The following is a 21,702-nucleotide window of genomic DNA, read 5'->3' as shown; positions in this document are numbered from 1 at the left end:
AATCTATATCTTAATAATTTGAGAGCCTGAAAAGCTTCAGGCTCTCGATTCTAGCAAGCTAGATTATTTTACAACTAGGTCGCCGAAGTAAGGCATAACCATTGGGTTTACTACGTCTGCTGCACCAACGTTAGACTTCGCGCCCCACGCTTCACTTTGCCAGTGTAGCGGTACGAATGCTGCGTCGTTGTAAAGTGTTGCTTCAACGCCTTTCAGCATTTCAGCACGCTTAACTGGGTCAGTTTCAGTGTTAGAAGCTTCTACGATCGCATCCATTTCTGGGTTTGAGTAGCCAGAACAGTTGTATTGACCACGGCCAGTCTCTTCGTTACGAGTCATAGTTAGGAACTCGTTGAAGTTAGCTGAATCTTCTGTATCTGAGTGCCAGCCGATCATCATCATGTCTGCTGAACATAGGTCAAACTCAGGCCAGTACTGTGCTTTAGGCATAGTTTTAAGATCAACTTTGATACCAATCTTAGACAGCATTGCCGCAGACGCTTGCGCTACTTTCGCATCGTTCACGTAACGGTTGTTTGGAGCCATCATAGTTAGCGTAAAGCCATCTTCGTAGCCCGCTTCTTTCATCAGCTCTTTCGCTTTTTTCAGATCGTAACGAGGAACTAGGTCTTCGTTGTGACCCGCGTAGCCTGTTGGGCTTTGCTGACCAGCTGCTGTTGCGAAGCCTTTCATGATCTTCTTAACGATACCTTCGTTGTTGATTGCGTGAACAATCGCCTGACGAACGCGAACATCTTTAAGTGCTTCGTTGCTGTTTTGGTTCATTTGGAACGTGATGATACGAGTACCAGGTAGCGTCACTAGATCGATGTTCTTAGCGTTTTTAACACGCTTGTGATCGTTTGGTGCTACTGGGTGAATCATATCAACGTCGCCAGAAAGAAGTGCTGCAACACGTGTCGCGTCTTCTTTGATTGGCACAAGTGTTAGCTTGTCTACGTTGCCTTCAGTTTCTGTGTCCCAGTAATCGTTGAAACGCTCGAACGTTACTTTAACGCCTTGCTCACGCTGCGTTACGATAAATGGACCAGTACCTGAAACGTTAGTCGAAGCAAACGAGTTACCGTGCTTAACTAGCTCAGACTTGTCTTTACCTTCCGCTGTTTGGCCAGAGTAGAACTTGCTGTCCATTGGGAAGATGTAAGTTGCTGTTTGTAGTACTAGTGGGTAAGCCGCTTTTGATACTAGCTCAACTGTGTAGTCATCCACTTTTACCATTTTTTCGTATGGCGTGAAGATAGACTTAAAGTCTGGAGAAGCTTGTAGACGTTCAAAAGTCCACACAACATCATCAGCAGTCAGTTCGTTACCAGAGTGGAATTTCACACCTTTACGTAGGTTGAAGCGGAAAGTCGTTTCATCAACACGCTCCCAGCTAGATGCTAGGCGGCCTTCAAAATCCATCTCTTGAGTGAAACGTACTAGAGGGTCAAACACCATGTGAGACATTTGCAGTGTGCCACCAGACAGCTGCTCGTGCGGGTCAAGTGATACTGGGTCAGCTGCGTAGCCAACGGTAATATCTGCTGCTGCTGCACTAAAGCTTAGGCCAGCTGCCATTAAAGCTACTGCTAATTTGCTTTTCATGGTTTTCATTGCATAACTCCTTCATGCGGGAATCCAGATCCCTAGTTGTTGTATTTGCGTCTGTTTATTGTTGTTAGCAAGCTAAACTCCAGCCTGCTGATTTTTATACCGCGGCTTGTGCCACTGCTTTTTCTTCTCTTAAGCCTGTAAATTCAGGCATTAAAGAAATCAGTTGTTTGCTGTATTCATGCTGAGGTGATTGGAACAGCTGCTCCGTTGGCGCAACCTCCAATAATGTCCCCATCTGCATCACACCAACACGGTCACACATTTGGCGAATAACCGGTAGATCGTGACTGATGAACAGCATGGTTAGGTTTAGCTCGTCTTGTAAGTCTTTTAGTAGGTTAAGAATCTGAGCCTGTACCGACACGTCCAGTGCCGATGTTGGTTCATCACAAATCAAAAGACGTGGGCGAGTCGCCAAAGCGCGAGCGATAGAAATACGCTGACGTTGACCACCTGAGAATTCGTGTGGGTACTTCACCCCAGCCATTTTGCCTAAACCCACGTGCTCTAGCAGGTCGTTCACGATCTGACGAGTTTCATTTTCGTTGCGAGTAAGCTGATGGAATCGGATAGGTTCAGCAATGATGTCGAATATCTTCATTCGAGGGTTCATTGATGTGTAAGGGTTTTGGAAAACCATCTGCATTTGACGACGCATAGGGCGACGTTCTTTTTCAGATTTCAGACCAGTAAGATCAACGCCTTCAAACGTTACCTTGCCTGAGTTTGGTGCGTACAAGCCAGCAATCACACGAGCAATCGTTGATTTACCTGAACCTGATTCACCTACTAAACCAAACGTCTCACCCTCATGCACTTCAAAGCTCACGTTGTTTGATGCTTGAACGTACTCACGACGGCTCTCAAAGAAAGAATCTTTGGTGGTAAAGCGCAAGTTTACGTTCTCAACATTCAACAGTGGACCAGTGTAATCACGGTGATCTTGGCTTTGACCTAACCAGTGATTCTTCACATCCAATGGTTCCATCTCTTGTGCTTCTTCTATGTAGCTAACAAGAGGGAAACGATCGAGTTTACGATCCGAACGAGGAACCGCAGAGATAAGACTGTGTGTATATGGGTGCTCAGGAGTACCCAGAACTTTCGCTGTTGGGCCAAACTCAACTAAGTCACCACGATACATAACGGCTACGCGGTCGGTAACGTTAGATACCACGCCCATGTCGTGCGTGACCAACATGCAACCTACGTTCTTCTTAATACATAGGTCGCGAATCAAACCCAAGATCTGGTCTTGGATAGAAACATCCAGTGCTGTTGTTGGTTCATCTGCGATGATTAGGTCAGGTTCACCTGCCAATGCGATCGCGATAACCACACGCTGACGCATACCGCCAGAGAATTGGTGAGGGTACTGCTTTAAACGGTTTTCTGGTTGTGGGATACCCACTTGGTTCATCAAGTCTAATGAGCGCTGGTAGGCTTCTTGATCCGAAACCTTCATGTTGGCATGAATCGTCTCTTTTAACTGCTGTTCTACTGTGAATAGAGGGTTAAGAGAAGTCATTGGGTCTTGGAAGATAAAACCAATCTTTGAGCCGCGAACAGAACGCATCTGTTCAGGAGATAAACCAGAGACTTTTTCGCCATCCAGAAATACCTCGCCGCTAGCAATGCGGCCAGGAGGGCTCAGCAAATCGATCACAGCATTACCTACTGTTGATTTACCTGCACCAGACTCGCCTACAACACCAACAATCTCACCACGTTCAATGTTGAACGAAAGTGATTTAACTGCGGCGTGAACTCCATGACGAGATGGGTATTCGATACGAAGATTTTTTACTTCTAAAAGTGACATTACCAGACCTCTACTGCTTTGGCAGCTTTCTGCCCTGTCTGCAAAATTGAATCCATTCTTACCAGAATATTGTTCTGATATTTTATACGGTTGACAATTTGGCAAATAATTCACAGAAAAGCAACAAAAATAGGATAAAAAGTCGACATTAAACGCTTAGCAAGCAAAAGTGCCACATAACTATTCACCAAAAGAGCATATAGTAAGAAAAATCAACATTATATTATCGGCAAGAAATACTCACAAACTCCTTACCACAACTTACTTGTAGAGTTAAAGCCGTGCTTCAAAGCAGATCTCACTACCAGTCACTAAAAACAAATAATTATTCCAAAAAACAATTAACACTATAGAAACAAGCGCTAATTTTGTTAATTTGAACAAATAAAACAACCAGATAAACGTTAATTAGCCATACATTTAACCATCTGTATTATTTTGGTAAATACAAAACAGACAAACGAAAGGCCTAATAAATCAGAGGAGTTTTTGAACGACCAAATGCGTACAAAGCTGTCAAATTCAGGCCTTAGTGAGCAAATTTAGGGTCAGGTTTCACTTTTCATAAAAGTCTTTAGACCAAACCCATTAATATGTCGAATTATTGAGCACTCCATTTATATAAAATTAGATATAGAACTGTACATTTGATAAAGAAAGCAACTCTGTAGCAGCACCATTATCAAGCAGATCGTTAGGAATCTGTCTTATATAAGAAGGGGAGATAGATGTAAGAAGCCCCGTCATTTCTGACGCGGACGGCTAGTTGAGGCTTCTTAAGTGATCAGTGAAGAGACATTCTTTGAACATCAGGCGAACCCCACTCTGTTCAAGTTATCTAAGTTTCAGATGTAAAAAAGCCCTAGTCTTTCGACTAGGGCTTCTTAAGGTGGTCGGTGAAGAGGGATTCGAACCCCCGACCCTCTGGTCCCAAACCAGATGCGCTACCAAGCTGCGCTATTCACCGAGACGTTTCGTTTGATTTCTCAAACTGGGAACTTCAAAGAAGCTACCAAAATTAATGGGGTGGCTAACGAGATTCGAACTCGCGACCACCGGAATCACAATCCAGGGCTCTACCAACTGAGCTATAGCCACCACTAATTTTTTATATAACCGCTTAAAAGCGATTATTGAAATAGTGGTCGGTGAAGAGGGATTCGAACCCCCGACCCTCTGGTCCCAAACCAGATGCGCTACCAAGCTGCGCTATTCACCGACTAGTTTTGTATCGACTCTTGGGAATAATGAATCAACACTGGAAGCCGAAGCTACCGATATTTTGTAAAGAAAGAATGGGGTGGCTAACGAGATTCGAACTCGCGACCACCGGAATCACAATCCAGGGCTCTACCAACTGAGCTATAGCCACCATTATTTCTTTTTGCCAATTTCTCACTTACCGAAGTAAGAGACCGGATGGCGCGCCTGAAAGGATTCGAACCTTCGGCCTTTGGCTCCGGAGGCCAAAGCTCTATCCAGCTGAGCTACAGGCGCATGCCCTGTCGGCGGAGTGGAATAATACGTATATCACCCAATGCCGTCTAGTACTTTTTTAACTTTTTTTTCTGTTTGGTCTCTTTTTCGACAGTTAATATGTGATAAACCCCTTATTTGAGTACTACAACCCGCCACAGCTTATAAGTTGTTGTTTATTGCAACAACTTATCGGGATATAATCACCCATTATTTACATTGGTTTAACAGTTGCTCTTTGCTGGTTAAAGCCAAAACACCCTTCCAACACTATAAATTGGTAAGCATGTACTTACCTTGGGAATGTAAAGTGAGTTTAATGGATATGTCTCGTCGAATTTTAAGCGTTGTCATCGCAGTTTTAACCTTTTCAACTGGCGCAATGGCTGCAGGCCTAAGCGAAGCGGAGCACGATGCAATTGCTGAACGCATCAAACCAGTTGGCCAAGTTTACCTAGTCGGCAGCGAGCCAGTAGCCGCAGAACCAACAGGCCCTCGTGATGGCGCAGCAGTTTACGGTACCTTTTGTATCGCTTGTCACGCATCTGGCGTAAGTGGCGCACCTAAAACAGGTGATGCTGGTGACTGGGGTCCTCGCATTGCTCAAGGTCGCGACATTCTAGCTGACCACGCAATCAACGGCTTCAATGCGATGCCAGCGAAAGGTTCATGTATGGATTGTTCAGACGACGAAATCAAAGATGCTATCGAGCACATGATTGCCGGTCTGTAATTAAAAATGCCAGATTCAGAAAAGGTGACCTCATGGTCACCTTTTTTATTGGCTTCTATATAGTGCGATTAAAGTAGGGCATTACTTCTTGTTGAACATCGCTCGAATATTCGCAATGTGCGCCTGCCCTTTTTCCATTCTTTCTTCAGCGGATTGAGGCTTCTTAACGCTTTCCCACTCCACATCATCGTGCGGCAGCTCATCGAGGAAGCGGCTTTGTGTTGGCTTTATTAATTCACCATATTGACGACGTTCACGACACTTAGTAAAAGTCAGCTCTTTCTGCGCTCGAGTAATCCCCACATACATAAGACGACGTTCTTCTTCTACGTTGCCTTCATCGACACTGGTTTGGTGCGGCAAGATGCCCTCTTCTGCACCCATCAGGAATACATATGGGAACTCTAGACCTTTCGATGCATGCAATGTCATTAATTGGACTTGATCTGCATCGTCATCATCCTCACCACGCTCCATCATATCGCGCAGCGTTAAACGTTGAACCACCTCGCGCAGGGTTTTCTCTTCTTTATCGTAGTTGTCACCCTCAAGATCGGCCACAATCCAGCTATACAGATCAGAGACGTTCTTCATTCGCATTTCAGCGGCTTTCGGGCTCGCTGAGGTTTCGTACAACCAATCTTCGTAGTTGATATCACGAACCAAAGAACGAACGGCTTCAACCGTATTACCACGCTCGGCATTGTCTGAGATACGAACAATCCAGTCACCGAAGCGGCGCAAATTTTCTAAACCACGCCCCGTCAGTGTCTGCTCTAAGCCCATCTCAAAGCTGGCTTCAAACAGGCTTTTACCGCGCATGTTGGCGTAGCTGCCTAATTTTTCAAGCGTAACTGGGCCAATCTCACGACGTGGTGTGTTTACAATACGCAGGAAGGCGTTGTCATCATCAGGGTTCACCAACACACGTAGGTAAGCCATGATGTCTTTAATTTCTGCTCTGGCGAAAAAGGATGTACCGCCTGAGATCTTGTAAGGCACACGGTTCTGCATCAGCGCTTTTTCAATCAAGCGTGATTGGTGGTTACCACGGTAAAGCACTGCGTAATCTTTGTATTCAGTACGGTTCAAAAACTTGTGGGCGATGATCTCGCCGGTAATACGCTCTGCTTCATGCTCTTCATTCTTAGCATTCAGTACCTTGAGCTTTTCACCGTCTGGGATCTCTGAGAATAGTGACTTTTCATAAACGTGTGGGTTGTTGGCGATCAAGATGTTCGCCGCACGTAAGATTCGACTGGTTGAACGATAGTTTTGCTCGAGTTTGATCAAGCGAAGATTTGGATAGTCCTCACCCAGCAACACCAAGTTTTGTGGTTTTGCGCCACGCCATGAGTAAATAGATTGGTCATCATCACCTACGACCGTCAAACGACCACGTTCACCCACCAGTAAACGAACCAACTCATATTGGCTAGTGTTGGTATCTTGATATTCATCGACCAGCAAATAACGAATACGAGACTGCCAGCGTTCACGCACTTCTTGATTGGTTTTCAGTAGCAATACTGGCATCGCAATCAGATCATCAAAATCGAGTGCGTTATAGGCCTTCATCTGCTTCTGATACATCTCAAAACAGAATGCAAACAACTGCTCTTGTTCACCTTGAGCTCTTGCTTTCGCCTGATCTGGCGTCAGCATGTCATTCTTCCAATTTGAGATGGTACTCATCAAAGAACGCAGCAGATCCTTATCACCATCGATCTGTGTTTCGGTTAGTTCTTTAAGTAGAGCTAACTGGTCTTGGTCATCAAACAGCGAGAAGCCTGCTTTCAGACCCAGCGCTTTGTATTCTCGGCGAATGATGGTTAAACCCATGGTATGGAACGTTGAAACGATCAGACCTTTAGATTCACCTTTACCTAGAGTTTGACCCACACGCTCTTTCATCTCGCGTGCCGCTTTATTGGTAAAGGTTACCGCTGCAATATTACGAGCCTTGTAGCCACACTCTTGAACCAAGTAAGCAATCTTGTTGGTGATAACACGTGTTTTACCCGATCCAGCGCCCGCTAATACTAAGCAGGGACCAGAAACATACTTCACGGCTTCATCTTGTCTTGGGTTCAGTCTCATTTGATTCTCAATTTGGTCTAGAGGAGCGAATTCAATTGCGCGCCTATAATAATGCTGCAACACCACGAATGCTACGTTCTCTTATACAAGATTTTTACGCTACTTGTGTAAAACTTTGTTGCACATGTGTATGGTTCTTGGGCTATAATGAATGAACGTTCATTCACTGGTGATGGAATAATGACAACTCATGCACCTCAGGATAAACGCCAACAAATACTTTCTGCCGCTGAAAAGCTCATTGCGGAGGTCGGCTTTCAAGGCCTTTCAATGCAAAAATTAGCCAAAGAGGCGGGAGTTGCTGCAGGCACTATCTACCGCTACTTCGACGATAAAGACCACTTGATAGATGATGTTCGAGTGCTCGTGACTCAACGAGTAGCAGATGCTGTTCAAGAAGGGGTTGATGATTCGGATCCAATTAAGCAACGCTACCGTACTATGTGGTTGAACATATGGAACTTAGCGGGAACGAACTTAGCCGCGATAAAAAATCGGGTTCAATATGACTCACTGCCCATCACAAATAGCCTAAACTTCAGGGAGCTAGAACGTAAAATGTTTGCCCAAGTTGAGCTGCTATTTAATGAGGGTAAAGAGCAAGGACTGTTTAAACCACTTGATAATGAAGTATTAAGCGGCTTGAGCTTAGCGGCTAGTGTATCTCTAGCGCGAAAGCATTCTTTAGGATTTTACCAACTCGACGAGGCAGAACTAGAATCTGCAATAGAAGCCAGTTGGGATGCAATAATTAAACACTAGATCGGAGTTTTGACCATAATGAAAAAGTGGACTTTCTTCATGTTACTCATCGCTGTACTTCTTTTCGGCAGCGTTATTGGGTTCAACATGTTCAAACAACAAAAAATTGCTGAGTATATGGCCAACCGCCCTGAACCAGAGTTTCCAGTAACGGTTACTGAAGTTCAGCCGATCGACTGGGTTCCAGTAATTGAAGCTATCGGCTTCATAGAACCTAACCAAGGTGTCACGCTAGCGAACGAAACCAGCGGTGTTATTGACCAAATCTCTTTTGGTTCTGGTACTGATGTTAAAAATGACCAGCTTCTTGTTCGTCTTGATTCTGGCGTAGAAAAGGCAAATCTAAAGAGTTCTGAAGCTCGCCTGCCTGCGGCAAAAGCAAAATACAAACGCTACCAAGGCCTGTATAAGAAAGGTTCTATTTCAAAAGAAGCATACGATGAAGCAGAAGCAAACTACTACTCTCTATCTGCTGATATTGAAAGCCTAAAAGCATCGATTGCCCGTCGCGAGATCCGCGCTCCGTTTGACGGCACTGTCGGTATTCGTAATGTGTATCTAGGCCAATACCTACAATCTGGCACTGACATCGTTCGCCTAGAAGACACCAGTGTTATGCGCCTACGCTTCACTATTTCTCAAAATGACATCTCTCGTATTGAGGTTGGTCAGGCGATCGACATCTTCGTTGATGCATACCCAGAAAAACCGTTTAAAGGTTCTATTAGTGCCATTGAGCCTGCGGTTAGCATCCAAAGTGGTCTTATCCAAGTACAAGCCGATATCCCAAACAACGATGGTAAGTTACGTAGCGGTATGTTTGCGCGCGCTAACATCATTCTACCTAAACTAGCAAACCAAGTGACACTGCCTCAGACGGCCATCACTTTCACACTTTACGGTGACAATGTTTATATTTTACGTGAAGAAGATGGTGTGCAGCGTGTGAAACAACAAGTGGTGAAAGTAGGTGAACGTACAGAAAGTATTGCTCACATACTGGAAGGCGTAGAGCCTGGCGATGTTGTCGTGACAACGGGTCAAGTTCGTTTAAGTAACAATGCTAAAGTTCGAGTTGTAGAAAGTGATGCAACGACGCCGCCAGCTGAAACACCAATGCTGTAATTGGAGGAATCATGCGCTTTACTGATGTTTTTATTAAACGTCCAGTTCTGGCTATTTCAATCAGCTTTTTGATCGCATTGCTTGGCTTCCAAGCAATCTTCAAAATGCAGGTTCGTGAATACCCAGACATGACAAATACGATCGTGACGGTCACGACGAGCTATTACGGTGCCAGTGCCGATCTGATCCAAGGCTTTATAACTCAGCCATTAGAACAAGCGATCGCTCAAGCCGATAATATTGATTATATGACGTCGCAGTCCGTACTCGGTAGCTCGACTATTACGGTCAATATGAAGCTCAATACCGACCCGAATGCCGCGCTGTCTGACATACTGGCCAAGACTAACTCGGTACGTTCTCAGCTTCCTAAAGAAGCCGAAGATCCAACCGTAACTATGTCTACCGGTTCAACAACGGCGGTACTCTACATTGGTTTTACGAGTGATGAACTCTCTGCAAGCCAAATTACCGACTACCTTGAGCGAGTGGTTAACCCACAACTGTTTACCGTTAACGGCGTATCAAAGGTCGACTTGTACGGCGGGATCAAATACGCATTACGTGTATGGCTTGATCCTTCCAAAATGGCAGCATTAAACCTGACAGCCACTGACGTGATGACGGTGCTTAATGCAAACAACTACCAATCAGCAACTGGCCAAGCAATTGGTGAGTTTATGCTGTACAACGGCAGTGCCAATACCCAAGTAACCAATACCGATGAATTAGAAAGGTTGGTGGTCAAAACCAGTCAAAATGGCGGTTCTATTGTTCGCTTAGGTGATATTGCTAAGGTTTCACTAGAAAAAAGCCACGATGTGGTTCGCGCAAGTGCTAATGGCAAACAAACGGTTGTAACCGCCATCAATGCAGCGCCAAGTGCTAACCCGATCAACATTGCTGCTGATGTTATGCAGCTGTATCCTGAGTTGGAGCGAAACCTACCAAGCAATATCAGCATGAATATCATGTATGACTCAACCATTGCGATTAATGAATCCATTCAAGAGGTTATACACACGATTGTTGAAGCCGCGCTGATTGTATTAGTGGTTATCACGCTATTCTTAGGCTCATTGCGTGCGGTTATCATTCCTATCGTAACCATCCCTTTATCGCTGGTTGGTGTTGCGATGGTGATGCAAGTCATGGGTTTCTCATGGAACTTAATGACGCTACTGGCGATGGTATTAGCAATCGGTCTAGTGGTTGATGATGCAATCGTAGTACTGGAAAACGTCGATCGACACGTCAAATTGGGGGAATCTCCTTTCAGGGCTGCCATCATTGGTACCCGTGAAATTGCAGTACCGGTTATTGCAATGACACTGACATTGGGCGCGGTTTATGCCCCTATCGCAATGATGGGTGGTATCACAGGCTCGCTGTTTAAAGAGTTCGCATTAACCCTCGCTGGCGCGGTATTTGTTTCTGGAATCATCGCTTTAACACTGTCTCCAATGATGTGTTCAAAGCTGCTAAAAGAAAATGCACAGCCGAGTAAGTTTGAACTGAAGGTACACAGCGTACTTGATCGTATGACAGGCCGTTACTCTAAGATGCTGCATGCGATCATGGATCATCGTCCGGTTATCATTGGCTTTGCGGTCATTGTATTTTTAAGCTTGCCGATGCTGTTTAAATTCATCCCAAGTGAACTTGCCCCTGCAGAAGATAAAGGGGTGGTGATGATGATTGGTACTGGTCAATCAACGGCTAACCTAGACTACCTAAGTAACACGATGGATGACGTGAGCGGTATCTTGGTGACCCAGCCTGAAATCCAATACGCTCAATCCTTCACTGGTGTACCAAACTCAAACCAAGCATTTGGTATTGCCTCAATGGTGCCATGGAGTGAGCGCACGGCTAGCCAATCTGAGGTAACGAACCGTATCAGTGGATTGCTACAAGATATCCCAGGCATGGCAGTAACCGCGTTCCAAATGCCAGAGTTGCCGGGTGCCGGTTCTGGTCTACCACTCCAGTTTGTGATTACCACACCAAGCAGCTTTGAGAGCTTATTCGCTATCGCAACCGATATTTTAACGGATGTGAAAGATAGCCCTCTCTTTGTCTACTCTGACCTTGATTTGAACTACGATTCAGCAACGATGAAGATTCAAATTGATAAAGATATGGCGGGCGCTTATGGGGTAACGATGCAAGATATCGGTGTCACCCTAAGCACCATGATGTCGGATGGTTACGTTAACCGTATTGACCTCAACGGTCGTTCTTATGAAGTGATCCCTCAGGTTGAGCGTAAGTTCCGCTTAAACCCAGAGTCAATGAATCATTACTACGTTCGAGCCAGCAATGGTGATGCTGTTCCTCTCGGTAGCTTGGTAACAATTGATGTGGTGGCAGAGCCTCGCTCTCTTCCTCACTTCAACCAGTTGAACTCAGCGACGGTCGGTGCGGTTCCTATGCCGGGCGCGGCGATGGGTGATGCGGTAAACTGGTTTGAAAACATTGCCCAAACCAAATTACCTGCAGGCTATAACCATGACTACATGGGTGAGTCGCGTCAGTTTGTAACAGAAGGCAGCGCACTGTATGTGACGTTCGGTTTAGCACTGGCGATCATCTTCTTGGTTCTGGCGATTCAATTTGAGTCGTTAAAAGATCCATTGGTTATCATGGTGTCGGTGCCACTCGCAATATGTGGTGCATTGATTGCGCTCGCTTGGGGCGCAGCGACGATGAACATCTACTCGCAAGTGGGGCTGATTACCTTGGTTGGTCTGATTACCAAGCACGGTATCTTGATCTGTGAGGTAGCAAAAGAAGAGCAGCTGCATAATAAATTATCACGCAAAGAGGCGGTTATGGAGGCGGCAAGGGTACGTCTACGTCCAATCCTAATGACAACAGCGGCGATGATTGCAGGCCTGATCCCACTGATGTACGCCACGGGTGCAGGTGCAGCTCAGCGCTTTAGTATCGGTATTGTTATCGTTGCTGGTCTGGCGATTGGTACGCTGTTTACGCTGTTTGTTCTGCCGGTTATTTATAGCTACTTAGCCGAAAAACATAAACCAATTCCAGTTTTCCTCGAAGATAAAGATCTCGAGAAGCTGGCCCGTGTTGATGAAGCAAAAGCGGCGCACAGAGAATTAGCTAACAATAAGTAATTTCCCTGTCGTATTAACAATAAAAAGGCTACTTCGGTGGCTTTTTTTTGTACGCCATAGGCGACATCTTTGATGTGATTAAATAGAATAGTGATAAATATTCAGGAGTTTTAATTGATATGTTTGATCCAAAAAAACTAGAGCAAATTGCTAAGCAGATCCACGATTCTATGCCTCAACCAGTAAAAGAGCTTGGTTCAGACGTAGACCAAAAAGTTCGCCAAGTTATCCAAGGCCAACTCAACAAGCTAGACGTTGTGAGCCGTGAAGAGTTTGATGTTCAAACACAAGTACTGCTTCGCACTCGCCAGAAGCTCACTGAAATGGAACAAAAACTGGCTGAACTAGAAGCAAAGCTTTCAGACAAATAGTCATTTTTTTCAATCAGTTCAAGTTCGAATAAAGGCTTACCTTCGGGTAAGCCTTTATTTTTTCCTCAATCTATCAAGCCTTCACCGGTAAAATAGTTGCAAGCATAAAAAAGCCCCGAACAAATGTTCAGGGCTATTTTTATTCAGTGATGAACTGGAAGATTAACCGCCAACAGCGATACGCTTCATGTCGCTCATGTAGCTACGTAGCTCTTCACCAATGTATTCTACAGGGTGGTTACGGATAGCTTCGTTTACTTCAATTAGCTTAGCGTTATCAACTTGGTTAGATGTCTCACCTAGACCACGGCCGATGACGTCCGTTGCTACTGAAGGCATGAACTTCTCACGTAGTAGCGGTGTTGCTACGTTAGCGAATAGGTAGTTACCGTACTCAGCAGTATCAGAGATTACAACGTTCATTTCGTAAAGACGCTTACGAGCAACTGTGTTTGCGATTAGTGGAAGCTCATGTAGAGATTCGTAGTAAGCAGACTCATCAATGATGCCTGATGCCGTCATAGCTTCGAATGCTAGCTCAACACCGGCACGAACCATAGCAACCATTAGGATACCGTTGTCGAAGTACTCTTGCTCTGAGATTTCTACGTCAGAAGCTGGGTAGTTTTCGAATGCAGTTTCGCCTGTCTCTTCACGCCAGCCTAGTAGGTTCACGTCATCGTTCGCCCAGTCAGCCATCATTGTGCTAGAGAAGTGACCAGAGATGATGTCATCCATGTGCTTGTTGTAAAGCGGACGCATTAGGTCTTTAAGCTCTTCAGAAAGCTCAAACGCTTTAACTTTAGCCGGGTTAGATAGGCGATCCATCATGTGAGTTACGCCACCAAACTTAAGTGCTTCAGTAATCGTTTCCCAACCGTATTGTAGAAGCTTGCCTGCGTAGCCAGGTTCTATGCCATCAGCAATCATCTTCTCGTAAGATACGATAGAACCCGCTTGTAGCATGCCACAAAGGATAGTTTGCTCACCCATCAGGTCAGATTTAACTTCTGCTACGAAAGAAGACTCTAGGCAACCTGCACGGTGACCACCAGTACCTGCAGCCCAAGCTTTAGCGATATCCCAACCTTCGCCTTTAGGGTCGTTTTCTGGGTGAACAGCGATAAGTGTTGGTACACCGAAGCCACGTTTGTACTCTTCGCGAACTTCAGAGCCTGGACACTTAGGTGCAACCATTACTACAGTAAGGTCAGCACGTAATTGCATGCCTTCTTCCACAACGTTGAAGCCGTGAGAGTAACCAAGAGCAGCGCCTTGCTTCATTAGAGGCATTACTGTTTCAACAACGTTTGTGTGTTGCTTATCAGGAGTAAGGTTGATTACTAGGTCTGCTTGAGGGATTAGCGTTTCGTAGCTACCCACAACAAAGCCGTTTTCATCAGCATTTTTGAATGATTGACGCTTTTCATCAATTGCCGCTTGGCGTAGAGCGTAAGATACGTCTAGACCAGAATCACGCATATTTAGACCTTGGTTTAGGCCTTGAGCACCACAACCAACAATTACGATTTTCTTACCTTCAAGGTATTCAGCTTCTGTCGCGAATTCTTCACGATCCATAAAGCGGCAACGACCTAATTGGTCTAGTTGTTCACGAAGGTTTAATGTATTGAAATAGTTAGCCATTCTAGGGCACTCCTTTAAAAATAAGTCCGTAAGGTCGATATCTCTCTATCGAATGACTTCATACTAAAACAGACACTCCGTTGCTGAAAGTGATATATTCACAATTAGTTATTGCAATAAATGCAACATGGAAACGATCGCAGAACATGAACATAAAATCTCTACAATTATTTATACATTTATGCGACAGCAAGAGTTTCAGCAAAACCGCTGCTGCTATGCACGTCAGTCCTTCAGCGCTGAGCCGTCAGATACAAAAGCTTGAAGAGGAAACAGGACAAGAACTGCTAATCAGAGACAACCGCAGTGTTGATCTTACCCCAGCAGGAAAACACCTATTGCCTGTAGCATTGAGCATCGTGGGAGAGTGGCAGCAATATAACCTTCACCTGAAGGGCGGAGAGCAAGAACTTAAAGGTGAGATCCGTATATTTTGTTCAGTAACGGCTAGCTACAGTCACCTACCTGAACTCATAACCGAATTTAGGGCTATTCATCCGTATATTGAATTTAAACTCTCTACTGGTGATCCAGCTCAATCCATCGACAAGATCTTAAACGATGAAGCGGATATCGCGATTTCAGCAAAGCCAGACATCCTTCCTTCAAGGTTAGAATTCGAAACCATCAGCGATATTCCACTGTCAGTCATCATTCCATCTGGTGTGAGTAGCTTTAGCCAACAACTGCAATCCGATAAGCCAAACTGGAATGAAGTGCCCTTTATCATCCCAGAAGCAGGAACAGCGCGTGAACGAGCCAATGCATGGTTTAAAAAGATGAAGATAAAACCCAACATATACGCGCAAGTTTCTGGCCATGAGGCGATTGTAAGTATGGTGGCACTAGGATGTGGAGTTGGCATCGCACCTGATGTGGTCATAAACAACAGTCCAGTAAGAGATAAAGTTAGCCGCTTAAAGATAGAACCTATCAAGCCATTTGAGTTAGGCGTATGTTGTAAGCGAGCACAGCTAGATAACCCTCTAATTCGAGCGTTCTGGCAAGTTGCAGAAGGGAAATATTTAGCGGACTAGTCGTCATTGTTTTAAATACAAAAAAGGGAAGAGCACGTCAGTGCCCTTCCCCTTTTATTTATGTATATCGCAGATAAGAAAAAAGCCCGCTGATTTCTCAGCGGGCTTTCTAATGGTGGTGGAGGGATAGGGATTTGAACCCTAGAACCGCTATTAACGGTTGCCGGTTTTCAAGACCGGTGCTTTCGACCACTCAGCCATCCCTCCAAAAAATTGTCATCAACAGATTAGTACACTGTAGATGTTGTTACATGTATACACAGGTAACGATATTTAAAGCCTGGCGATGTCCTACTCTCACATGGGGAAGCCCCACACTACCATCGGCGCTATTGTGTTTCACTTCTGAGTTCGGCATGGAATCAGGTGGGTCCACAATGCTATGGTCGCCAAGCAAATTTTAAAATTCGGAAAGCTTATCTAAAAGTTATTTCTCTTCAAACTCATTCAAGCGTTTGGTATTTCTTTGAGTCCACAAAACCCCTTGGGTGTTGTATGGTTAAGCCTCACGGGCAATTAGTACAGGTTAGCTCAATGCCTCGCAGCACTTACACACCCTGCCTATCAACGTCGTAGTCTACGACAACCCTTTAGGACACTTATAGTGCCAGGGAAAACTCATCTCAAGGCTCGCTTCCCGCTTAGATGCTTTCAGCGGTTATCGATTCCGAACTTAGCTACCGGGCAATGCCATTGGCATGACAACCCGAACACCAGAGGTTCGTCCACTCCGGTCCTCTCGTACTAGGAGCAGCCCCTTTCAATTTTCCAACGCCCACGGCAGATAGGGACCGAACTGTCTCACGACGTTCTAAACCCAGCTCGCGTACCACTTTAAATGGCGAACAGCCATACCCTTGGGACCGACTTCAGCCCCAGGATGTGATGAGCCGACATCGAGGTGCCAAACACCGCCGTCGATATGAACTCTTGGGCGGTATCAGCCTGTTATCCCCGGAGTACCTTTTATCCGTTGAGCGATGGCCCTTCCATTCAGAACCACCGGATCACTATGACCTGCTTTCGCACCTGCTCGAATTGTCATTCTCGCAGTCAAGCGGGCTTATGCCATTGCACTAACCACACGATGTCCAACCGTGTTTAGCCCACCTTCGTGCTCCTCCGTTACTCTTTGGGAGGAGACCGCCCCAGTCAAACTACCCACCAGGCACTGTCCGTAACCCCGATTCAGGGGCCAACGTTAGAACATCAAAACTACAAGGGTGGTATTTCAAGGACGACTCCACCACATCTAGCGACGCGGTTTCATAGTCTCCCACCTATCCTACACATGTAGGTTCAATGTTCAGTGCCAAGCTGTAGTAAAGGTTCACGGGGTCTTTCCGTCTAGCCGCGGGTACACTGCATCTTCACAGCGATTTCAATTTCACTGAGTCTCGGGTGGAGACAGCGTGGCCATCATTACGCCATTCGTGCAGGTCGGAACTTACCCGACAAGGAATTTCGCTACCTTAGGACCGTTATAGTTACGGCCGCCGTTTACCGGGGCTTCGATCAAGAGCTTCGACCGAAGTCTAACCCCATCAATTAACCTTCCGGCACCGGGCAGGCGTCACACCGTATACGTCATCTTACGATTTTGCACAGTGCTGTGTTTTTAATAAACAGTTGCAGCCACCTGGTATCTGCGACTCTCGTCTGCTCCATCCGCAAGGGACTTCACTGATAAGAGCGTACCTTCTCCCGAAGTTACGGTACCATTTTGCCTAGTTCCTTCACCCGAGTTCTCTCAAGCGCCTTGGTATTCTCTACCCGACCACCTGTGTCGGTTTGGGGTACGATTCCTTACAATCTGAAGCTTAGAGGCTTTTCCTGGAAGCATGGCATCAATGACTTCACTACCGTAGTAGCTCGACATCGTATCTCAGCGTTAATAGCGGTCCGGATTTACCTAAACCACCCGCCTACATACTTGAACCTGGACAACCGTCGCCAGGCCCACCTAGCCTTCTCCGTCCCCCCATCGCAATTGTAAGAAGTACAGGAATATTAACCTGTTTCCCATCGACTACGCCTTTCGGCCTCGCCTTAGGAGTCGACTTACCCTGCCCCGATTAACGTTGGACAGGAACCCTTGGTCTTCCGGCGAGGGAGTTTTTCACTCCCTTTATCGTTACTCATGTCAGCATTCGCACTTCTGATACCTCCAGCAGCCCTTACAGACCACCTTCAACGGCTTACAGAACGCTCCCCTACCCCACATATCCTAAGATACGTAGCCGCAGCTTCGGTGTATAGCTTAGCCCCGTTACATCTTCCGCGCAGGCCGACTCGACCAGTGAGCTATTACGCTTTCTTTAAATGATGGCTGCTTCTAAGCCAACATCCTGGCTGTCTGAGCCTTCCCACATCGTTTCCCACTTAGCTATACTTTGGGACCTTAGCTGGCGGTCTGGGTTGTTTCCCTCTCCACGACGGACGTTAGCACCCGCCGTGTGTCTCCCGGATAGTACTTACTGGTATTCGGAGTTTGCAAAGGGTTGGTAAGTCGGGATGACCCCCTAGCCTTAACAGTGCTCTACCCCCAGTAGTATTCGTCCGAGGCGCTACCTAAATAGCTTTCGGGGAGAACCAGCTATCTCCAGGTTTGATTGGCCTTTCACCCCTAGCCACAAGTCATCCGCTAATTTTTCAACATTAGTCGGTTCGGTCCTCCAGTTGATGTTACTCAACCTTCAACCTGCCCATGGCTAGATCACCTGGTTTCGGGTCTAATCCTAGCAACTGTACGCCCAGTTAAGACTCGGTTTCCCTACGGCTCCCCTAAACGGTTAACCTTGCTACTAAAATTAAGTCGCTGACCCATTATACAAAAGGTACGCAGTCACACCACGAAGGTGCTCCTACTGCTTGTACGTACACGGTTTCAGGTTCTATTTCACTCCCCTCACAGGGGTTCTTTTCGCCTTTCCCTCACGGTACTGGTTCACTATCGGTCAGTCAGTAGTATTTAGCCTTGGAGGATGGTCCCCCCATATTCAGACAGGATATCACGTGTCCCGCCCTACTCGTTTTCACTGATTATGATGTGTCGGTTACGGGGCTATCACCCTTTACTGCGAGACTTTCCAGACTCTTCACCTGCATCATTAAAAGCTTAAGGGCTAATCCAATTTCGCTCGCCGCTACTTTCGGAATCTCGGTTGATTTCTCTTCCTCGGGGTACTTAGATGTTTCAGTTCCCCCGGTTTGCCTCCTGTTGCTATGTATTCACAACAAGATACTTACTTATGTAAGTGGGTTTCCCCATTCAGGAATCCCAGACTCAAAAGGTTATTACTACCTAATCTGGGCTTATCGCAAGTTATTACGCCTTTCATCGCCTCTGACTGCCAAGGCATCCACCGTGTACGCTTAGTCACTTAACCATACAACCCGAAAGGGTTTCTATTTGCTTTCACTTTAAAAAGTGAAGACAAATAAGCGTATGGCAACTAACCAAGGTTTTTGGTTGTCATTAAGAAGGGTTAATTCTCAATGACTGTTTGCCGGACTCAATTGTGAATCAAACTAAGTTTGATTCGAACACAAGACACTTGAATGTGTTTGTTGTGTTTATCTAATGAAAGATAAACATTGAGAACTTTTAAATTTGATTGAATTACTCGTAAGTAATCAATCAGTCAGCTTTCCAAATTGTTAAAGAGCAAGAGTTTTAAGTGTTAAACTTTTAAACCCATTTTTAAATACTCTCTTACGAGAATGCTTAAAGATGGTGGGCGATACCGGGCTCGAACCAGTGACCCCCTGCTTGTAAGGCAGGTGCTCTCCCAACTGAGCTAATCGCCCATAAAGTTTTAATTCCTAATGGAAGGAATGGTGGAGCTATGCGGGATCGAACCGCAGACCTCCTGCGTGCAAGGCAGGCGCTCTCCCAGCTGAGCTATAGCCCCATATTTTTATTTCCTTGGGAGGAAATGGTGGGTCGTGCAGGATTCGAACCTGCGACCAATTGATTAAAAGTCAACTGCTCTACCAACTGAGCTAACGACCCAATGGTATCCCGTAGGGGAGTCGAACCCCTGTTACCGCCGTGAAAGGGCGGTGTCCTAGGCCTCTAGACGAACGGGACACTGCAATTCATCTCTACTTTAAAAGTAGAAACAAACTTCGAAGAACTTGGGAGCTCTTCATCTCTTTACTTTTCTAAACCTAATCAATCTGTGTGGGTACTCATCGTGTATATCTTCGTATAAGGAGGTGATCCAGCCCCAGGTTCCCCTAGGGCTACCTTGTTACGACTTCACCCCAGTCATGAACCACAAAGTGGTGAGCGTCCTCCCCGAAAGGTTAAACTACCCACTTCTTTTGCAGCCCACTCCCATGGTGTGACGGGCGGTGTGTACAAGGCCCGGGAACGTATTCACCGTGACATTCTGATTCACGATTACTAGCGATTCCGACTTCATGGAGTCGAGTTGCAGACTCCAATCCGGACTACGACGCACTTTTTGGGATTCGCTCACTATCGCTAGCTTGCTGCCCTCTGTATGCGCCATTGTAGCACGTGTGTAGCCCTACTCGTAAGGGCCATGATGACTTGACGTCGTCCCCACCTTCCTCCGGTTTATCACCGGCAGTCTCCCTGGAGTTCCCGACATTACTCGCTGGCAAACAAGGATAAGGGTTGCGCTCGTTGCGGGACTTAACCCAACATTTCACAACACGAGCTGACGACAGCCATGCAGCACCTGTCTCAGAGCTCCCGAAGGCACTCCTGCGTCTCCGCTGGATTCTCTGGATGTCAAGAGTAGGTAAGGTTCTTCGCGTTGCATCGAATTAAACCACATGCTCCACCGCTTGTGCGGGCCCCCGTCAATTCATTTGAGTTTTAATCTTGCGACCGTACTCCCCAGGCGGTCTACTTAACGCGTTAGCTCCGAAAGCCACGGCTCAAGGCCACAACCTCCAAGTAGACATCGTTTACGGCGTGGACTACCAGGGTATCTAATCCTGTTTGCTCCCCACGCTTTCGCATCTGAGTGTCAGTATCTGTCCAGGGGGCCGCCTTCGCCACTGGTATTCCTTCAGATCTCTACGCATTTCACCGCTACACCTGAAATTCTACCCCCCTCTACAGTACTCTAGTTCACCAGTTTCAAATGCAGTTCCGAGGTTGAGCCCCGGGCTTTCACATCTGACTTAATGAACCACCTGCATGCGCTTTACGCCCAGTAATTCCGATTAACGCTCGCACCCTCCGTATTACCGCGGCTGCTGGCACGGAGTTAGCCGGTGCTTCTTCTGTTGCTAACGTCAAGAGATGCCGCTATTAACGACACCCCCTTCCTCACAACTGAAAGTACTTTACAACCCGAAGGCCTTCTTCATACACGCGGCATGGCTGCATCAGGCTTTCGCCCATTGTGCAATATTCCCCACTGCTGCCTCCCGTAGGAGTCTGGACCGTGTCTCAGTTCCAGTGTGGCTGATCATCCTCTCAGACCAGCTAGGGATCGTCGCCTTGGTGAGCCATTACCTCACCAACTAGCTAATCCCACCTAGGCATATCTTGACGCGAGAGGCCCGAAGGTCCCCCTCTTTGGCCCGTAGGCATTATGCGGTATTAGCCATCGTTTCCAATGGTTATCCCCCACATCAAGGCAATTTCCTAGGCATTACTCACCCGTCCGCCGCTCGACGCCGTTATCGTTCCCCGAAGGTTCAGATAACTCGTTTCCGCTCGACTTGCATGTGTTAGGCCTGCCGCCAGCGTTCAATCTGAGCCATGATCAAACTCTTCAATTTAAAGTTTTGATTACCTAAATTAATAGGTGTGACTCAACGAATACTGACTTCAAAACTACAAAAAGTAACTCTAAAGCTATTACCATTCCAACAGAATGATAAT

Annotated in this window: 10 protein-coding genes, 10 tRNA genes and 3 rRNA genes; 6 read left to right on the top strand and 17 right to left on the bottom strand. The window is 46.2% G+C overall.

The window, feature by feature from the left end; genetic code table 11:
- Positions 1-63 precede the first annotated feature (63 nt).
- The 7 genes from BCU07_RS21130 to BCU07_RS21100 form a co-directional block, all read right to left on the bottom strand.
- On the bottom strand, positions 64-1,617 hold the full coding sequence (locus BCU07_RS21130) for an ABC transporter substrate-binding protein (protein ID WP_017060133.1): 1,554 nt from the start codon (positions 1,615-1,617) through the stop codon (positions 64-66).
- Between the two features lie 94 nt (positions 1,618-1,711).
- Positions 1,712-3,439 carry a dipeptide ABC transporter ATP-binding protein gene (locus BCU07_RS21125; protein ID WP_102428490.1) on the bottom strand — a complete coding sequence of 576 codons (1,728 nt, stop codon included), beginning with the start codon at positions 3,437-3,439 and terminating at the stop codon, positions 1,712-1,714.
- 890 nt (positions 3,440-4,329) lie between these two features.
- A tRNA-Pro gene (locus BCU07_RS21120) sits at positions 4,330-4,406 on the bottom strand.
- Between the two features lie 55 nt (positions 4,407-4,461).
- Positions 4,462-4,537, bottom strand: a tRNA-His gene (locus tag BCU07_RS21115).
- A gap of 44 nt (positions 4,538-4,581) precedes the next feature.
- A tRNA-Pro gene (locus tag BCU07_RS21110) sits at positions 4,582-4,658 on the bottom strand.
- A gap of 77 nt (positions 4,659-4,735) precedes the next feature.
- Positions 4,736-4,811, bottom strand: a tRNA-His gene (locus tag BCU07_RS21105).
- 48 nt (positions 4,812-4,859) lie between these two features.
- Positions 4,860-4,936 (bottom strand) — tRNA-Arg (locus BCU07_RS21100).
- Positions 4,937-5,234: 298 nt separating this feature from the next.
- Between BCU07_RS21100 and BCU07_RS21095 the strand changes: the two genes are divergently transcribed.
- A complete protein-coding gene (locus BCU07_RS21095; RefSeq protein ID WP_017063036.1) occupies positions 5,235-5,648 on the top strand; it encodes a c-type cytochrome in 414 nt (137 codons plus the stop codon).
- An 81-nt stretch (positions 5,649-5,729) separates the two neighbouring features.
- Here the strand turns inward: BCU07_RS21095 and rep are convergent, their stop codons facing one another.
- Complete coding sequence (gene rep / locus BCU07_RS21090) at positions 5,730-7,748, bottom strand: DNA helicase Rep (RefSeq protein ID WP_102428491.1); 2,019 nt, start codon at positions 7,746-7,748, stop codon at positions 5,730-5,732.
- A gap of 180 nt (positions 7,749-7,928) precedes the next feature.
- On the opposite strand from rep, the gene BCU07_RS21085 reads away from it, so the two are divergent.
- The 4 genes from BCU07_RS21085 to ubiK all read left to right on the top strand — a co-directional run bounded on the left by BCU07_RS21085 (position 7,929) and on the right by ubiK (position 13,146).
- Positions 7,929-8,510 (top strand): TetR/AcrR family transcriptional regulator, encoded by a 582-nt coding sequence (locus tag BCU07_RS21085; RefSeq protein WP_198137852.1) that lies wholly within the window; start codon positions 7,929-7,931, stop codon positions 8,508-8,510.
- 18 nt (positions 8,511-8,528) lie between these two features.
- Entirely contained in the window at positions 8,529-9,635 is a 1,107-nt protein-coding gene (locus BCU07_RS21080) for an efflux RND transporter periplasmic adaptor subunit (protein WP_102428492.1), read from the top strand.
- Positions 9,636-9,646: 11 nt separating this feature from the next.
- Positions 9,647-12,775, top strand: a complete 3,129-nt coding sequence (locus BCU07_RS21075) for a multidrug efflux RND transporter permease subunit (RefSeq protein WP_017061963.1) — start codon at positions 9,647-9,649, stop codon at positions 12,773-12,775.
- 119 nt (positions 12,776-12,894) lie between these two features.
- A complete protein-coding gene (gene ubiK, locus BCU07_RS21070; RefSeq protein WP_017061964.1) occupies positions 12,895-13,146 on the top strand; it encodes a ubiquinone biosynthesis accessory factor UbiK in 252 nt (83 codons plus the stop codon).
- A 162-nt stretch (positions 13,147-13,308) separates the two neighbouring features.
- Here the strand turns inward: ubiK and ilvC are convergent, their stop codons facing one another.
- Complete coding sequence (gene ilvC / locus BCU07_RS21065; RefSeq protein ID WP_017061965.1) at positions 13,309-14,793, bottom strand: ketol-acid reductoisomerase; 1,485 nt, start codon at positions 14,791-14,793, stop codon at positions 13,309-13,311.
- Positions 14,794-14,939: 146 nt separating this feature from the next.
- Here ilvC and ilvY point away from each other — a divergent pair, with 146 nt between their 5' ends.
- On the top strand, positions 14,940-15,830 hold the full coding sequence (gene ilvY / locus BCU07_RS21060; protein WP_017061966.1) for an HTH-type transcriptional activator IlvY: 891 nt from the start codon (positions 14,940-14,942) through the stop codon (positions 15,828-15,830).
- A gap of 116 nt (positions 15,831-15,946) precedes the next feature.
- On the opposite strand, the gene BCU07_RS21055 is transcribed toward ilvY, so the two are convergent.
- The 8 genes from BCU07_RS21055 to BCU07_RS21020 form a co-directional block, all read right to left on the bottom strand.
- Positions 15,947-16,037: transfer RNA gene (locus BCU07_RS21055), tRNA-Ser, on the bottom strand.
- A 71-nt stretch (positions 16,038-16,108) separates the two neighbouring features.
- A 5S ribosomal RNA gene (rrf, locus tag BCU07_RS21050) occupies positions 16,109-16,224 on the bottom strand.
- Positions 16,225-16,325: 101 nt separating this feature from the next.
- Positions 16,326-19,219, bottom strand: a 23S ribosomal RNA gene (locus BCU07_RS21045).
- Between the two features lie 345 nt (positions 19,220-19,564).
- Positions 19,565-19,640 (bottom strand) — tRNA-Val (locus BCU07_RS21040).
- 28 nt (positions 19,641-19,668) lie between these two features.
- Positions 19,669-19,744, bottom strand: a tRNA-Ala gene (locus BCU07_RS21035).
- Between the two features lie 25 nt (positions 19,745-19,769).
- Positions 19,770-19,845: transfer RNA gene (locus BCU07_RS21030), tRNA-Lys, on the bottom strand.
- Between the two features lie 2 nt (positions 19,846-19,847).
- A tRNA-Glu gene (locus tag BCU07_RS21025) sits at positions 19,848-19,923 on the bottom strand.
- A 121-nt stretch (positions 19,924-20,044) separates the two neighbouring features.
- A 16S ribosomal RNA gene (locus BCU07_RS21020) occupies positions 20,045-21,599 on the bottom strand.
- The 16S, 23S and 5S rRNA genes sit together here with 5 tRNA genes alongside, the layout of an rRNA operon.
- Positions 21,600-21,702: the final 103 nt, after the last annotated feature.

The sequence above is a fragment of the Vibrio sp. 10N.261.54.E10 genome (genome assembly GCF_002877735.2).
GTDB lineage: Bacteria > Pseudomonadota > Gammaproteobacteria > Enterobacterales > Vibrionaceae > Vibrio > Vibrio crassostreae_C.
Note: the sequence above shows the minus strand (reverse complement) of the source record. Positions and strands in the feature narration are given on the sequence as shown.

What these genes read in the sequence shown, in the direction of transcription:
- BCU07_RS21080 (WP_102428492.1), top strand. Translation starts at nt 8,529, where the DNA reads ATGAAAAAGTGGACTTTCTTCATGTTACTCATCGCTGTACTTCTTTTC.
- ilvY (WP_017061966.1), top strand. Translation starts at nt 14,940, where the DNA reads ATGAACATAAAATCTCTACAATTATTTATACATTTATGCGACAGCAAG.
- BCU07_RS21125 (WP_102428490.1), bottom strand. Translation starts at nt 3,439, where the DNA reads ATGTCACTTTTAGAAGTAAAAAATCTTCGTATCGAATACCCATCTCGT.
- rep (WP_102428491.1), bottom strand. Translation starts at nt 7,748, where the DNA reads ATGAGACTGAACCCAAGACAAGATGAAGCCGTGAAGTATGTTTCTGGT.
- ubiK (WP_017061964.1), top strand. Translation starts at nt 12,895, where the DNA reads ATGTTTGATCCAAAAAAACTAGAGCAAATTGCTAAGCAGATCCACGAT.
- BCU07_RS21130 (WP_017060133.1), bottom strand. Translation starts at nt 1,617, where the DNA reads ATGAAAACCATGAAAAGCAAATTAGCAGTAGCTTTAATGGCAGCTGGC.
- BCU07_RS21085 (WP_198137852.1), top strand. Translation starts at nt 7,929, where the DNA reads ATGACAACTCATGCACCTCAGGATAAACGCCAACAAATACTTTCTGCC.
- BCU07_RS21095 (WP_017063036.1), top strand. Translation starts at nt 5,235, where the DNA reads ATGGATATGTCTCGTCGAATTTTAAGCGTTGTCATCGCAGTTTTAACC.
- ilvC (WP_017061965.1), bottom strand. Translation starts at nt 14,793, where the DNA reads ATGGCTAACTATTTCAATACATTAAACCTTCGTGAACAACTAGACCAA.
- BCU07_RS21075 (WP_017061963.1), top strand. Translation starts at nt 9,647, where the DNA reads ATGCGCTTTACTGATGTTTTTATTAAACGTCCAGTTCTGGCTATTTCA.